Origin of the sequence: Bradyrhizobium sp. CSA207, from assembly GCF_029051685.1 — a bacterium.
GTDB lineage: Bacteria > Pseudomonadota > Alphaproteobacteria > Rhizobiales > Xanthobacteraceae > Bradyrhizobium.
This window is the reverse complement of sequence record NZ_JAACFT010000015.1, coordinates 144,204-157,094: the sequence shown is the minus strand read 5'-3', so window position 1 is coordinate 157,094 and position 12,891 is coordinate 144,204. Positions and strand designations below refer to the sequence as shown.

At 62.9% G+C, this 12,891-nt stretch carries 16 protein-coding genes and 1 tRNA gene; 12 read left to right on the top strand and 5 right to left on the bottom strand.

Features of this window, described 5'->3' with window-relative positions:
• The first annotated feature begins 233 nt into the window (after positions 1 to 233).
• From GWG65_RS18865 to GWG65_RS18850, 4 genes are all read left to right on the top strand, one after another.
• Complete coding sequence (locus GWG65_RS18865) at positions 234 to 827, top strand: beta-1-3, beta-1-6-glucan biosynthesis protein (RefSeq protein ID WP_275197037.1); 594 nt, start codon at positions 234 to 236, stop codon at positions 825 to 827.
• Positions 828 to 1,043: 216 nt separating this feature from the next.
• Positions 1,044 to 3,707, top strand: a complete 2,664-nt coding sequence (locus GWG65_RS18860; RefSeq protein WP_275197036.1) for a glycosyltransferase — start codon at positions 1,044 to 1,046, stop codon at positions 3,705 to 3,707.
• 326 nt (positions 3,708 to 4,033) lie between these two features.
• Positions 4,034 to 4,109: transfer RNA gene (locus GWG65_RS18855), tRNA-Lys, on the top strand.
• 89 nt (positions 4,110 to 4,198) lie between these two features.
• Positions 4,199 to 4,354, top strand: a complete 156-nt coding sequence (locus tag GWG65_RS18850) for a hypothetical protein (RefSeq protein WP_275197035.1) — start codon at positions 4,199 to 4,201, stop codon at positions 4,352 to 4,354.
• Between the two features lie 740 nt (positions 4,355 to 5,094).
• On the opposite strand, the gene GWG65_RS18845 is transcribed toward GWG65_RS18850, so the two are convergent.
• Positions 5,095 to 5,760, bottom strand: coding sequence for a hypothetical protein (locus GWG65_RS18845; protein WP_275197034.1), 666 nt, complete (start codon positions 5,758 to 5,760; stop codon positions 5,095 to 5,097).
• 271 nt (positions 5,761 to 6,031) lie between these two features.
• Between GWG65_RS18845 and GWG65_RS18840 the strand changes: the two genes are divergently transcribed.
• The 3 genes from GWG65_RS18840 (at position 6,032) to GWG65_RS18830 (ending at position 7,207) form a co-directional block, all read left to right on the top strand.
• The gene (locus GWG65_RS18840) at positions 6,032 to 6,202 is read left to right on the top strand and encodes a hypothetical protein (RefSeq protein ID WP_275197033.1); all 171 of its coding nucleotides are present in this window, start codon (positions 6,032 to 6,034) and stop codon (positions 6,200 to 6,202) included.
• A 349-nt stretch (positions 6,203 to 6,551) separates the two neighbouring features.
• Entirely contained in the window at positions 6,552 to 6,794 is a 243-nt protein-coding gene (locus GWG65_RS18835) for a hypothetical protein (protein ID WP_275197032.1), read from the top strand.
• A gap of 173 nt (positions 6,795 to 6,967) precedes the next feature.
• Positions 6,968 to 7,207, top strand: coding sequence for a hypothetical protein (locus tag GWG65_RS18830; protein ID WP_275197031.1), 240 nt, complete (start codon positions 6,968 to 6,970; stop codon positions 7,205 to 7,207).
• A 493-nt stretch (positions 7,208 to 7,700) separates the two neighbouring features.
• Here the strand turns inward: GWG65_RS18830 and GWG65_RS18820 are convergent, their stop codons facing one another.
• Both GWG65_RS18820 and GWG65_RS18815 read right to left on the bottom strand, forming a co-directional pair.
• Positions 7,701 to 8,096: an NUDIX hydrolase gene (locus GWG65_RS18820; protein WP_275197029.1), complete on the bottom strand. Its 396-nt coding sequence runs from the start codon at positions 8,094 to 8,096 to the stop codon at positions 7,701 to 7,703.
• Positions 8,097 to 8,220: 124 nt separating this feature from the next.
• Positions 8,221 to 9,306: an AI-2E family transporter gene (locus tag GWG65_RS18815; RefSeq protein WP_275197028.1), complete on the bottom strand. Its 1,086-nt coding sequence runs from the start codon at positions 9,304 to 9,306 to the stop codon at positions 8,221 to 8,223.
• A 307-nt stretch (positions 9,307 to 9,613) separates the two neighbouring features.
• On the opposite strand from GWG65_RS18815, the gene GWG65_RS18810 reads away from it, so the two are divergent.
• Positions 9,614 to 9,841 carry a hypothetical protein gene (locus GWG65_RS18810; protein ID WP_275197027.1) on the top strand — a complete coding sequence of 76 codons (228 nt, stop codon included), beginning with the start codon at positions 9,614 to 9,616 and terminating at the stop codon, positions 9,839 to 9,841.
• Between the two features lie 175 nt (positions 9,842 to 10,016).
• Positions 10,017 to 10,319, top strand: a complete 303-nt coding sequence (locus GWG65_RS18805; protein WP_148739671.1) for a hypothetical protein — start codon at positions 10,017 to 10,019, stop codon at positions 10,317 to 10,319.
• 5 nt (positions 10,320 to 10,324) lie between these two features.
• On the opposite strand, the gene GWG65_RS18800 is transcribed toward GWG65_RS18805, so the two are convergent.
• Complete coding sequence (locus GWG65_RS18800; protein WP_275197026.1) at positions 10,325 to 10,558, bottom strand: hypothetical protein; 234 nt, start codon at positions 10,556 to 10,558, stop codon at positions 10,325 to 10,327.
• 257 nt (positions 10,559 to 10,815) lie between these two features.
• Between GWG65_RS18800 and GWG65_RS18795 the strand changes: the two genes are divergently transcribed.
• From GWG65_RS18795 to GWG65_RS18785, 3 genes are all read left to right on the top strand, one after another.
• Positions 10,816 to 11,403, top strand: coding sequence for a formyltransferase family protein (locus GWG65_RS18795; protein WP_275197025.1), 588 nt, complete (start codon positions 10,816 to 10,818; stop codon positions 11,401 to 11,403).
• Positions 11,404 to 11,576: 173 nt separating this feature from the next.
• Positions 11,577 to 11,927 carry a hypothetical protein gene (locus GWG65_RS18790; protein ID WP_275197024.1) on the top strand — a complete coding sequence of 117 codons (351 nt, stop codon included), beginning with the start codon at positions 11,577 to 11,579 and terminating at the stop codon, positions 11,925 to 11,927.
• A complete protein-coding gene (locus GWG65_RS18785) occupies positions 11,872 to 12,417 on the top strand; it encodes a hypothetical protein (protein WP_275197023.1) in 546 nt (181 codons plus the stop codon). The genes GWG65_RS18790 and GWG65_RS18785 overlap by 56 nt, the downstream gene beginning before the upstream one ends.
• A 51-nt stretch (positions 12,418 to 12,468) precedes the next feature.
• Here GWG65_RS18785 and GWG65_RS18780 read toward each other — a convergent pair whose 3' ends face one another.
• Positions 12,469 to 12,867, bottom strand: coding sequence for a RidA family protein (locus tag GWG65_RS18780; protein ID WP_275197022.1), 399 nt, complete (start codon positions 12,865 to 12,867; stop codon positions 12,469 to 12,471).
• Positions 12,868 to 12,891: the final 24 nt, after the last annotated feature.

The window sequence follows — 12,891 nt, the reverse complement described above, 5'->3', positions numbered from 1 at the left end:
GCACGCCATCTGCCAAGGGGTGACCATCGGATCGACCCGTTCCCTCCCCGACGAATCTTGCTGCGGCCGTTGGACCGGGGCCCTAGGATCGTGACTTTGCTGGACAAAATTCGAAATACAGGTCATCAGATTTTGCGGGACTTTTCCGCCGCATTGGAGACCCATTTGGACGCCATCACCTGCGCGTCCGCGAGGTCCTGACGCGGACGGTCAGCGGATATATTGGGGAATTCATGCGGCAACGGGTGTTCGAGTTACGAAATGCGGTCCTGCGGCAGTTCGCCGCCACCTTGGCCGTCTCCACCCTTGTCCTGTTGGTTGGCCTCGGTGGCGCCTTCGCCCAGAGCGGCGCGCCCGCCCCCGACCAGGGCAAGGCCGCCGCTCAGCCCGCAGATGCCGCCAAGGATGCGGCCCAGAACCAGCGCCGCACCGACGAGTTCGCGGAGGCAGCCCAAGTCGTCAATGGTCCCGCCGGCAATCCTGAATGCGTCTGGCTAGGCCGGCGCGTGGTGCGGCTGATGTGGCGGGACGACCTCGATACCGCGTTCCGCCATCTCGATCTCTACGACCGCTTCGGCTGCCCCGGCGGCCACATCCAGGCCGCCTTCCGCTGCCTGACCCGCTTCGGTGGCCAGATCGACCCCAAGGTCGCCGAGACCCTGGACAGCCGTGTGCACGCTTGCTGGATCAACCCGGCTTCCCAGCCGCAGCAGGCGGCGGCCACAGCCTCGCAGCCGGCGGCGGCGACCGCCGCCAATTCGCAGCCGCCGCAGCCCGCCGCCAGCCCCTCGCCTGCGGCAAGCCCGTCGCCCGCGCCATCGAAATAGCCGCGACCGCTTCAGCCTTCGTTCAGGAACGATCGGCGATAGCTCGGGTTGGCACTGCCGCGTGCTTACGAAACGGCCATGCCCTCATAAGGTCATGAGGCCATGACAGTTGTGAAACCGCGCGGCAGAGGTATGCTCCCTTTGCCGCGGACTCGGTCGGATCTCGGGGTCGGATCCGCTTCCCTGCCACCCTCAGCCCCTTTTGGTTTAGCCGCGATGCGCGTTGTCGCCGCCGTTCTGTTGCTTGTGACCGCGCTCCACGCGGGCATCTGGGGAGTCATGCGCGACAAGGAACCCGCGCCCGACTTCAAGGGTCTGTTGCCGAGCCTCTCCTACACGCCGTTCGAGCCGGGACATGTCGTCGACAACAACGTCGACGCCGACAAGATTCGCGCGGACATGAAGAAGCTCTCGACCCTCACGCGTGCCATCCGCTCTTACTCCGCAACGGAAGGCAACGAGTTGGTGCCGCCGATCGCCGCCGAGTTCGGGCTCAAGGTCACGGTCGGCGCCTGGATCGGCAAGGACAAGGACCGCAACGAGCGCGAGACCAAGGCCGCCATCGAGCTTGCCCGCAAGAACAGCAACGTCAACGGCGTCGTCGTCGGCAACGAGGTGATCTATCGCGGTGAGCAGAAGGTCGAAGACCTCATCGAGATGATCAAGAAGGTGAAGGGTTCGGTCCGCGTTCCCGTCACCACCGGCGAGATCTGGAACATCTGGCGCGACAATCCCGACCTGGGCTCCAATGTCGATTTCATCGCCGCCCACGTGCTGCCCTATTGGGAAAACTTCCGCTCGGACCAGGCGGTCGACCAGGCCGTCGACCGCTACAACCTCTTGCGCAATTTGTTCCCGGGCAAGCGCATCGTGATTGCCGAGTTCGGCTGGCCGAGCGCGGGCTACAACTTGCGCAACGCCGATCCCGGTCCGTTCCAGCAGGCGCTGACGCTCCGCAACTTCGTCAGCCGCGCCGAAGCCATCGGCATGGAATACAACATCGTCGAGGCGATCGATCAGCCCTGGAAGTACTTTGAAGGCGGCGTCGGTCCGTACTGGGGCATCCTCAACGCCAGCCGCGAGCCGAAATTCGCCTGGACCGGCCCGGTGGAGAATCCCGACTATTGGAAGCTGATGGGAATCGCGCTGCTGGTCGGCGTGCTGTTGTCGCTGCCGATCCTGCGGCTGGAGCAACCGACCGCGCGGCAGGCCTTCCTGCTGTCGGCGACCGCCAACGGTGTCGGCGCCTGGGCCGCGACCGTGTTCGCGTTCTGGAACGGGCACTATTTCATTTTCGGCTCGGCCTTCGCACTGACACTCGGCATGATCCTGCTTGTTCCGCTCGTCCTGATTGCGATGGCGCGGATCGACGAGATCGCAGCCGTGGCGCTCGGCCGGTCGCCGCAGCGGCTTTTGACCAAGAGCAAGCCGATCGCCGACGTGCCGGAGAACTACTATCCGAAAGTCTCGATCCACATCCCGGCGTATTTCGAGCCGGTCGACATGCTCAAGCAGACGCTCGATGCGCTGTCGCGGCTGAACTATCCGAACTACGAATGCGTCGTCATCATCAACAACACGCCCGACCCCGCCTTTTGGCAGCCGATCCAGGATCATTGCCGCGCGCTCGGTGAACGCTTCAAGTTCATCAACGCCGAGAAGGTGCAGGGCTTCAAGGCCGGCGCGCTGCGCATTGCCATGGACCGCACCGCAGCGGATGCCGAGATCATCGGCATTCTCGATGCCGATTATGTCGTCGATCCCGATTGGCTAAAGGACCTCGTGCCGGCCTTCGCCGACCCGAGCGTCGGCCTGGTGCAGGCACCGCAGGAGCATCGAGACGGCGATTTGTCGATCATGCACTACATCATGAACGGCGAATATGCCGGGTTCTTCGACATCGGCATGGTCCAGCGCAACGAGACCAATGCCATCATCGTGCACGGCACGATGTGCCTGATCCGCCGCGCCGCGATGGACATGGCCGGCGGCTGGTCGAGCGACACGATCTGCGAGGACAGCGATCTCGGGCTTGCGATCCAGGAACTCGGCTGGACCACTCACTACACCAACCACCGCTATGGCCAGGGCCTGCTCCCCGACACCTACGAGGCCTTCAAGAAGCAGCGTCACCGCTGGGCCTATGGCGGCCTGCAGATCGTGAAAAAGCACTGGCGGCACTTCCTGCCTGGCCGCAGCCGGCTGACGCCGGACCAGAAGCGCGAATACGGTTTGGGCTGGCTGAACTGGCTTGGGGCCGAAAGCCTCGGCGTGGTGGTCGCGCTGCTCAACCTCGTCTGGGTGCCGATCGTCGCCTTTGCCGACATCGCCATCCCCGACAAGATTTTGACGCTGCCGATCATCGGCGCGTTCATCGTCTCGCTCGCGCACTTCCTGTCGATGTACCGCGCCCGCGTCGCGATCAAACCCGGCCAGATGCTGGGCGCCATGATCGCGGCGATGAGCGTGCAGTGGACGGTGTCGCGCGCGGTGGCGCAGGGCCTGATTACCGAGCACATTGCGTTCGCGCGCACCTCCAAGGGCGGCCTGTCGCGGATGTCGATCGAGTTCCAGGCGTTCTGGGAGGCCGTGATCGGCGCCCTGTTGCTGATCGGCGCCGGCGTCCTGATTGCCTCCAACAGCTACCGGCAGATCACCGAGATCTACATCTTCGCCGGCGTGCTCGTGCTGCAGAGCCTGCCGTTCCTGGCCGCGGTCGCAATCGCAATCCTCGAGCTCAGCCGCATCAACTCGTTCCAGTTCTGGCGTGATAGCGCGATCCGCAGCGCCGAGCTGATCGGCCTGCGCCCGGTCGCGCTGCCGACGTCCGCCGGCACGCCGCAGCCGGTGCCGAACGAGGTGCGGCGGGAGACGAACTGATCGCGCCCCGGCTATGGCGCGGGTCGAAGCCCCGCGCCCGCAAGGCGTCTCGATGTTCGGCGTGGATGACGCCCGCCAACCGGTTGAAAATCCCCCGGTAAGCCACGGAAACGGCGAACAAATCCCCGCTTTTGCCGCGAGTTTCGGCAAGCACCCCCGCTATTGACCTCCGCGCCCCATCCCCCTACACAGCGCGAGCCGAAAGCATGATCGGGAAAACAGCCTCACCGGCATTCCCCGCGACGCGATCAAAACGTAGCGGCAAGACATGCTTCTCAAATGACCGAAGATGATGGTGATCTCTTTAAAGCCATCGGCGGCCATGGGAGCGCGTAGCTCAGCCGGTAGAGCACGTGACTTTTAATCACGGGGTCCTGGGTTCGAGCCCCAGCGCGCTCACCAAGCAAAATTAAGGGCTTACGCATCAAGGCGAGCCCCCTCTCCTCTTCCCAAAAAACCTGCGTGCACCCCGTGCACACGGGAGCGAGACATTGAACGCTCTCGTAATCGGACTGATGCTGGGCATCATCAGGTTCGCTCTGCTGGCAGTTGCTGTCGGCCTGCTCGCGATCGTCTGCCGGACATGTGGCAAACGCGGCGCAATTCTCAGGGGCGATGGCGAGCCGGCAATGATGAACGTTCTCTGATCTCTGATGAACGCGGTCCGTCCGTTCGGCGGAGCCGATCGAGGCGCCTATCTAGTTCTTCCTTTTTAGCAATGATCCTCGCGGCCAGAATCTGATCGACGTCCGTGAACAAAGCCCACAACTCATCGACGGACATGTTCTCAAATTGCTGTCGGTAATCACGATTGTCCAAAATCCAGCCCCCGGGGTTGGGGCGGTAGCAGCTAAGTCTTCAAAGGCCCGATTTCGTCGCCGATTCAGGTTATCGCGTGCTGGCCGGGCCAACTGGACTCCTCATAAACCGCCTTCCTAGTTTCGCGTGCCACACCGAAGATTCTGCGCTCGGCCTCGGCTACTTGGCCTCGAAGGATCTCAAGTTCGGAAACTTGAGAAACGAGTGCCTCAAGGTGTTGGCGCAGAGCGAAATGACGATCATTCAGTCGCGCACGATCATCCATTACAACGCCCCTTCATCAATATAGTGCCCCAGAAGATCCGCCGTTTGGGCCAGCCCCGAGGCTAGGAAAACTCGGCAATTTAGTCTGTTCGGTTTTCGACATTGGCTGCATCTTTCGCTCGGTGGAAAACTCGAACTATTCACCAAGCTGGCGGATCACCTGAGCGTGCTCGCTGCCGAGGTCGAGCGGGCGGTTGCGGAGGGTGTGAAGCGCAAGAATTACAGTGCCAGTGCACTAAATCGCGCAGCCTATGCCATTCGAACTGGCGCGGACACAGTCCCACGCGGTTTGTTTGACGATTCCTCAGCTTTCCGGAGCCGACGTCGCAGCCGGCATGCTCAGGGGAGCTCCTCCAACCGAAACGGGCCCTACAGATTTCGACTGCCGAGCCATCCGCTTGCGCATCGCTGCGGACAGTCCGTAGCGAGCATGCGCTTTTCGGATGGAGGACGTGACGTCCGACATCATTGCACTTTGCAGCGTGTCGACCTTCGCAATGAGCGTGGAAAGCTGCGAAGATATCTTCCTCACATCGACCCGTTCGTCCGTGATGCTCTGTCGCAGAAAAAGGAGCACCATTGAATCCTGCTGCAGCAGTGCAGCATTGTGCTGCAATGCGTGGTTGTTCTCCTGCAGCGAAGCCGTGTGTTGCTGCTGGGCCGACTGAATATCCTTCAAGGCAGCGACAACCGGATCCGGTTTTGGCGCGGATGCTTCCCGGCGCGGAAGCAGTTCAGCCAAACTGCTGACAGTCAGCGACGGAAAATCAGACGGCAATGTGTAGATGGCCGCCGAGCCATTGATGGCCAGGGCACATACCGACAGCGCCAGGACCGATTTCCGGCTGGACCGCTTGAGCGGTACCGGAGCTTCTGGCGCTGCGGGCTCGGGTGCGGCGGCGAGTGCGAGTGCTACGGGGTCGAATTGTTCGACGAGGCCTTGCGCTTCCGATGTCGTGGTCATGTGCATCGACCTCAAACGAGCGGGCAAAAGGAAGCCGACGCCGGAACGTCCTCGCGACGACTCCTCTACGCAGCACCCACCTACAACTGCGCAAAATTGTCGGCCTTTCAGCTTAATTCCACGTTAGCGGCTGGGCCGCCCGGCATCTTCAGCCACCCGGCCGATTACGGGGTCTATGCGATGGAATTGGTCATGGGGCAGCCTGCTTCGAAGCACGACAAAGCCGCAGACAGCTCCCCAAAAAGGTATAGGATTCAGCAAAACAGGAGGGAGCGGCATGTTTGAAATCAGCGGTTTCGACACGGCAGGCGTCGTCAGCCTCAAGCGGCTGTCACTCGCGGCCGCCCTCAAGAAGGCCAGAGAGCTCGTCGAGGACGGGTGCTGGGACGTTCAGATCGTTGATCCAACCGGCCGAGTATACTCCTCGTTTGAGGAGCAGGCCGCGTAGCCGCCCCGCCTTCGCTATTCAGAAGCCACCGCCCATCAGATTGCGCTTGGCGACCCCTGGGTGTTGCGGTGATCCAAATGAAAACCCCAGCGCCTGGTAAGGAGCGCTGGGGCGTTTTCAAAATATCAATCGGTAAAGCAATGAGGCCTTCATAGCAGTGGCCTCAAAAATCGACTGTGAACTGGTTCACACGACTTCGCCGATTTTTTCCACACGTTGGACCCGCGACGGCAACGCTGTTGCGGTGGCACGAACCGACGCTCAACACGCGCGCGCCATGCAGTTGCCTATCGACTCATTTGGGAGCACGGTCTCTCCAGGCGCGCAGACGCCGTACAGGGAGAGACACATGAAGGAAACGGGCCTGGATGGCCGCCATCGGGACAAGGATGGCGGGATCAGCAAGAAGCACGGCAACACGCTGGTCGGCACATTGCGCAAGATCTACGGAAAGGGTTTTGCGGCCGGGTATCCGGATACGACAACACTCGGTGAGGTCCTGCTTCAGCTGAACGAGACGTCACTGAGCCAGTTGCGTCGCGATCACGATACCGGGCATTTGGGCCACAAGATCGACCAAGCCTCGAAGTGACGGTCACCTGGCGCATCGACTTGCGCCAGACGCAGCTAGCCGAAACCAACGCCTCCGACCGGCCTCCGGCGATACGGCTCGGACAGAGCTGCGCTGTCGTTCGCCCTCGCCGCACTTTGCGTTTGAGCCTTCCGAAACCGGGCGCTAGGATGAGCCCTTTTACGGAGGCTCATTTGAAATCAATCATTATCATCGCAGCCGTCGCACTCTCTGCCGCCGCCCCCGCCCGATCCCAGGCCCTCGTCGATCCCAACAAGGTCGCTCCCGAATATCGCGAGGCCGCGGAAAAACGCCGGGCCGAGCAGATACGGCAGCGCGAATGCGCCATGAAGGCGGATCTGGAAAAAGTGCTGCCGAGAGATCGCACCGTCTATCTCAACCATTGCCTGGAGGCGCTGGCCGCCAAGCAATAGCGGCCGAGCGGGCAACTTTAGCGGACGCGGCTACCACCCTCTTGCGGAGATGACGCAGCCGCGGATTCCGAGAGCGCCGCCTGCCTGCTCGCGTTCGTTGTACCGGCTGCAGCGAGACCTGCCGGTTGATCTGTCCGGCATTCAACCTTTCTTCAGACATTTGGCGTCACGTAACGCTGCATTTCCAATAGTTATTGTTGTCCACACGTGAGCTTTGTCCAAATTCAGTGCACGCGCTGCAAGACCGTGTTTCGTGATCGCGCGGGACGGTTGCAGGATGGCTATTCGCGGCAATGTCCGAGTTGCGAAGTCGTCCTGTTCTTCGCTGAGGATTCGCCGAATCCTCAGGTCAAGCTCGCGATGAAGCGCGCGCGCAAGGCCCGCAAGGAGCAGCGCGAGACTGAAGTGGCCAGGACATCCGCATCGCAACCGGGCGCGAGCTTTTCGCGATCATACGTCGGGCGGACGCACGCGATGGAGGACGAGGACTAGCTCATCTCCGCCGCCGCTGCTTCCTCGGAAACAGCCGGTCGCGGATGTAGCGCGAGGTCGGGGTCAGGCGGATGCCGCGCGGCTTCTGCCAGGCGGCGCGGTCGATCTCCTTCTTGTCGCCGATGGCGAGCCGGCCCTTGGCGCCCTTGGCAATGAAGATCGCGTCGCTCATCTTGCGGCCGGAGCGCTTGTTCCTGGCCGTCACTTCCTTCCAGAGGCTGATCCTGCCGAGCTTCAGCTTGGGCAGCTCCTCCCTGATCTCGCGCCGCAGGCAGTCCTTGTCGGACTCACGCGCGCGCTTGCGGCCGCCCGGGAACATCCACAGGCCGTCCGATCGGCGTCTGACCAACAACACCTTGCCGCGCTTGGCGGCAACCAGCTTGGAAGATTTCGCCATTGCTGCCGTAATCGAAAAATAGAATCGCGCCAATGGTAACTTGTCTACTTCAATAGACAAGTTCGGCGGCGCTTTGATCACAGGCCTGGGCCTATGGCGGGCGGATCGCCTGCCAGGCGCGCGGTCAGCCTTTGCCCGCCTCCGCACGGTCTTCCGTCCTGATCCAGGCCGCCGCCATTTCCCACGCCACCGACAGGATGATCGGTCCGATGAACAGGCCGACGATGCCGTGGGCCAGCGTGCCGCCGATCACACCGACGAAGATCACGATCGTCGGCGTGGTCAGGCCGCGCCCCATGACCAGCGGCTTCAACATGGTGTCGATGAAGCCGACAAGGACGAGAAACACCGTGAGCAGCAGCGCCGTGGTGACGTCCTTGGCGGTCCAGATCCAGATGATCACGGGCAGCAACACGAGGAAGGCGCCGATCTGCACGATCGAGAGCAGCAGCACGATGAAGGCGAGAAGGCCGGCGCTCGGCACGGCCGCGAGCTTGAAGCCGAAGCCGGCGAGCAGCGCCTGCACGATGGCGACGCCGATCACCCCTTGCGCCACCGCGCGGATGGTGGCGCCCGCAAGACTCAGAAAATGCTCGCTCTGCTCGGGGACGATGCGAAACAGGAAGCCGCGTCCAGCCGCGACCAGCCGCGGCCCGTGCGGAAACAGGAAGCCGGCGACGAACACCGAGACCAGAAACTGCAGCGTTCCCAGGCTGGCGTCGCCCGCGAGCGACAACAGCGGTCCGGCCAGCGGCTGGAGATAGGGCGCCACCTCGCGCAGCACCGCGCGGATGTTGCTGTAGGCCTGATCCCAGAGCTCGAACAGGGTCGGGCCGATGACCGGCCACGACTTGATCTGCTCCGGCGCCGATTGGAGCGCGAGGTCGCCGGTGCCGAGCTGGTGCGCCAGCTCCCGCGCGCCGTCCACAGCGCTGATGCCAAGCCAGGTCGCCGGGCCGAGGACGATACCGAGCGTGAGCAGGGTGAGGATCGCCGCCGCGGTCTTGGGCCGGCCGCCGAGCAATTTGGCGAGCCAGTTGAAGGCCGGATAGAAGGCGACCGCGAGCACACAGCTCCAGGCCAGGATCGGCACGAACGGACGAATAATCAGGAACGTCCAGATGATCAGCAGCGCCAACAGGCCAAGCCGGATCACGAGCTGGATGATGTCCTCTCCGGTCAGGAGCTGACGGAGACTTTTCACGGGCACGACTTTCCTTGCGGCATCGACGCGACGTCCGGCGCTTGCGCGGTCCAGCGTTATTGCCAGCAATGCATCCGACGTCAAGGCGACCGGGTGACCCGGCGGGCGTGCACACCGCCCTGGACGTGGTCGTTCACGCCCACCGGCGGCACGATTTGGACCGGCCGGCGCTTCATTGCGCCCTGAAAGATGGAGGCCGTAGCCGACCGGGTTTGCCTAACGGCCATTAACCGGATTTCGGCCGACCGGTTTACGCCGCTGCAAAGCCTCGCATCTACGCTTATCTCGACGTCACAAAAACAATCTCGGTGCAATGGCCAACACCATCTGGACAATCGAAGAATTCACCTGCCCCGGCTGCAGCATGAGCTACAGCGCGACCCGCGAGGAGCACACCGAGCCGCACGCCGGCAGCTTCAAATGCAGCGTCTGCAGCGGCGTGGTACACAGCTGGTCCGGCAAGCATCATTTCTTCGGCTGGCAAGCGGTGAAGACCAAGCCGCCGGTGTTCGGAAGGCGCTGGGCCGGCGTGGGGTGGTAGGCGAGCCCCGACACGGTCATCCATCGCGCAAAACATACTCCGTCGTTGCGAGCACGCCGCGCGTGCGAGAGGCGCGAGGTGGACAGGAGAATCGGGCCAATTGCGCCAATGCCGTTGGGACTCCGTTCACCGATCACCGCTAGATCAGATAGATCCTCCGCACCGAACAACCGCCATGGCCGATCTCAACGCCGTCCTCACCAGGCTCAACGACCGTCTGCTCCGCCTCGAGGGCGAGCTATTTGTGCTGCGCTCACTGGCGCGCGCAACGCTGACCGCAGGCGACGACCATGCGGCGCGGATGCGCAAGCTGGTCGAGGCGGCAAAAATCGCCCTCGACGACGAGGCCAGGCGTCCGCTGGACAAGCCGACGCGCAAATACGTCGATGCAGCCACTGCGCTGGTGGACGAGCTTCTGGTCGAGCCAACCCCGGCGCGGCCGCTGTTCACGGTGATCGACGGCGGCCGGCGCGACTGATTGCTTCAGACGGGTCTCGTCGCGCCGAGACCGGCGGAATCCGCCTTGAGCCGGCTGAGGCCGGCTTCGATGATCGCGATCTCCTCATCGATCTTGCCGATCGGCAGACTGAAATCAAATCCGGACCTGCTCTTCAGATCGACCGCCAGCCGCTGCCTGTGCATCATCAGCTCGTCGAGGCCACGCCGGTTCTTCAGTCGCACAAAGGTGTCGACGATCTGCTCAATCGCGCTCGGCATGAAATCGGTCCCGGCAGAAATGCCCGCGCGGCGCAGCCGCGCCGGCGGGACATTTCGGTGTCGCGGTACGCAATACAAATCCGCGACGGATTCGTCGATACGCCGGACTGGTTGAGAACGTGTTACCGCCAGGTGATTTCGTGATGCGCGGCGCTCAGCGCATTGTTGATAACCGGCGCAAATGCCGCGCGGATGGTGACAGGACGTCCGGACGTGTTATCGGGGGATGACGCAGCTGCGAAACGGATCGGACACCCATGCGCATTACACTTGTCGGCTCCCGCCATTTCGGTGTGACCACCCTGAACATGCTCCGGGAGCATAGCGTATCAATCGTGCGGATCGTGGTCGCCGATGCCGAGGATCGCCTCGCCGCGACCGCGAGGGCCGCCGGCATCGAGGCGGTGGTGCAGGCCAATCCGAAGCTGGTCGTCGCCTCCGAGATCGCGCCCGACACCGACCTGATTATCACGGCGCACAGCCACGCGCGGATCGGCAAGGACGCGCTCGCCGCAACGAAGCTCGGCGGGATCGGCTATCACCCTTCGCTGCTGCCGCGCCACCGCGGCAAGGCTGCGGTCGAATGGACCATCAAGGTAGGCGATCCGATCGCCGGTGGCACGATCTACCATCTCGCCGACCGCATGGACGCCGGCGCCATCGCCGCTCAGGACTGGTGCTTCGTCAAGAATGGCGAGACGGCACGGGAGCTGTGGGAGCGCGCACTCGCGCCGCTCGGGCTCAAATTGCTCGCCGACGTCATCGACTACGCCAAGGTCCACAAGGCATTGCCGGCCAAGCCCCAGGACGAGCAGTTCGCGACCTCGGCTCCGAGTCTCTCCTGACATTTACCCTTAACGTGAAGTCGCATTGATTCCGCTTCGAAAAACCGGAGCCGGAAATGCAAATAAACCATTGTTTTCACAGGAACAATTTTCCATTTGGCATTGCAACAAATTTCCGTCACATTTCGTCCGAATAAGTGACAGCATCTCAGCCATATTCAAGGACGGAATTTATGCGTTTTGATCGCATTGCGGTGTTCTGTGCCGCTTCAGTTTTCGCCGGCACCCTCGCCGCTCCTGCCTTCGCCCAGACCCCCTATGACGGCAACTGGCAGGTCACCATCGTCACCAAGAGCGGCTCCTGCGAGCCCACCGCAAGCTCCATGCTGACCGTTGCCGACGGAAAAATCACCGCGCCCGGCGCTAACGTTTCCGGCACCATCGGCCGGGAGGGTCTTGTGAAAGTTTCGATCAATGGTGCATATGCCAACGGTCAACTCAGCGGCAACGCCGGATCGGGGAAGTGGAATGGAGCATCTGCAGGCATACCGTGCAGCGGGCGGTGGGAAGCATCGCGCCAATAAGCAATTCGGGACCAGTGCTCTAAACCGGCGGCTGCTGACGGCGACCGCCGTTTTGTTTGCGGCAGCGTTCGCGAACACCGAAGCCAGCGCCCAGTCCGGCCCCTTCGCACCCATGGCGGGAAGCTGGAGCGGCGGCGGCACCGTCATCATGGAGGACGGCTCCACCGAGCGCATCCGCTGCCGGGCCAAATACGCGCCGATCGGGCCGACCATGGAGATGTCGCTGACCTGCGCCAGCGACGCCTACAAGTTCAATCTCGCGGCCAGCGTCCGGGCCGAAGGCGGCGCCATCAGCGGGAGCTGGAGCGAAGCCAGCCGCAATATCAGCGGCTCGCTTCTGGGCCGCGGCGGCGGTGGAAATTTCGAGGTGGCCGTCTCCGCCGCGGGCTTCAACGCCAACCTCGCGCTGAAGACGAGCGGCAACAAGCAGACCGTCACGATGCGCGCCGACAGCCAATTCCGTGGCGCCAACATCGCGCTGTCGAAGTAAGCCAGCACGGTGATACGATGATCGATCCGGCGACTTCGCCGGATCGATTTTTTATGCGCTCGGAATGAACGCCGTCACCTCGATCTCGACCTTGGCCCGCTCGTCCACCAGCCCGCCGACATAGAGCAGCGTCGAGGGCGGGAAATTGCGCCCGAGCGTTTCCTTCCAGGCTGCGCGGATGCCGGCGCCTGCGGCCTCATATTCGCCGCGGCTGGTCAGGTACCAGGTCAGGCGGACGATATGCTCGGGGCCGGCGCCCGCCTCTGCCAGCAGCTTCATGATCCGCTTCAGCGCGGTTGCGACCTGCGCGGCCATATCAGGCGCGTAACTTCCGGTCTCGTCGCCGCCGGTCTGTCCGGCCAGCACCACCCATCGGCCCGCCCCCTCCACCACCACACCATGGGAAAAGCCGCGCGGTTTCGACCATTCGGCCGGCTGCAGGATGCGCATGAGCAAAGTCCTCCCGTTTTTCTC

Coding starts and splice junctions, on each gene's coding strand:
- GWG65_RS18865 (WP_275197037.1), top strand. CDS start 234: ATGCGGCAACGGGTGTTCGAGTTACGAAATGCGGTCCTGCGGCAGTTC.
- GWG65_RS18860 (WP_275197036.1), top strand. CDS start 1,044: ATGCGCGTTGTCGCCGCCGTTCTGTTGCTTGTGACCGCGCTCCACGCG.
- GWG65_RS18845 (WP_275197034.1), bottom strand. CDS start 5,760: ATGCACATGACCACGACATCGGAAGCGCAAGGCCTCGTCGAACAATTC.
- GWG65_RS18840 (WP_275197033.1), top strand. CDS start 6,032: ATGTTTGAAATCAGCGGTTTCGACACGGCAGGCGTCGTCAGCCTCAAG.
- GWG65_RS18835 (WP_275197032.1), top strand. CDS start 6,552: ATGAAGGAAACGGGCCTGGATGGCCGCCATCGGGACAAGGATGGCGGG.
- GWG65_RS18820 (WP_275197029.1), bottom strand. CDS start 8,096: ATGGCGAAATCTTCCAAGCTGGTTGCCGCCAAGCGCGGCAAGGTGTTG.
- GWG65_RS18810 (WP_275197027.1), top strand. CDS start 9,614: ATGGCCAACACCATCTGGACAATCGAAGAATTCACCTGCCCCGGCTGC.
- GWG65_RS18805 (WP_148739671.1), top strand. CDS start 10,017: ATGGCCGATCTCAACGCCGTCCTCACCAGGCTCAACGACCGTCTGCTC.
- GWG65_RS18800 (WP_275197026.1), bottom strand. CDS start 10,558: ATGCCGAGCGCGATTGAGCAGATCGTCGACACCTTTGTGCGACTGAAG.
- GWG65_RS18795 (WP_275197025.1), top strand. CDS start 10,816: ATGCGCATTACACTTGTCGGCTCCCGCCATTTCGGTGTGACCACCCTG.
- GWG65_RS18790 (WP_275197024.1), top strand. CDS start 11,577: ATGCGTTTTGATCGCATTGCGGTGTTCTGTGCCGCTTCAGTTTTCGCC.
- GWG65_RS18785 (WP_275197023.1), top strand. CDS start 11,872: ATGGAGCATCTGCAGGCATACCGTGCAGCGGGCGGTGGGAAGCATCGC.
- GWG65_RS18780 (WP_275197022.1), bottom strand. CDS start 12,867: ATGCGCATCCTGCAGCCGGCCGAATGGTCGAAACCGCGCGGCTTTTCC.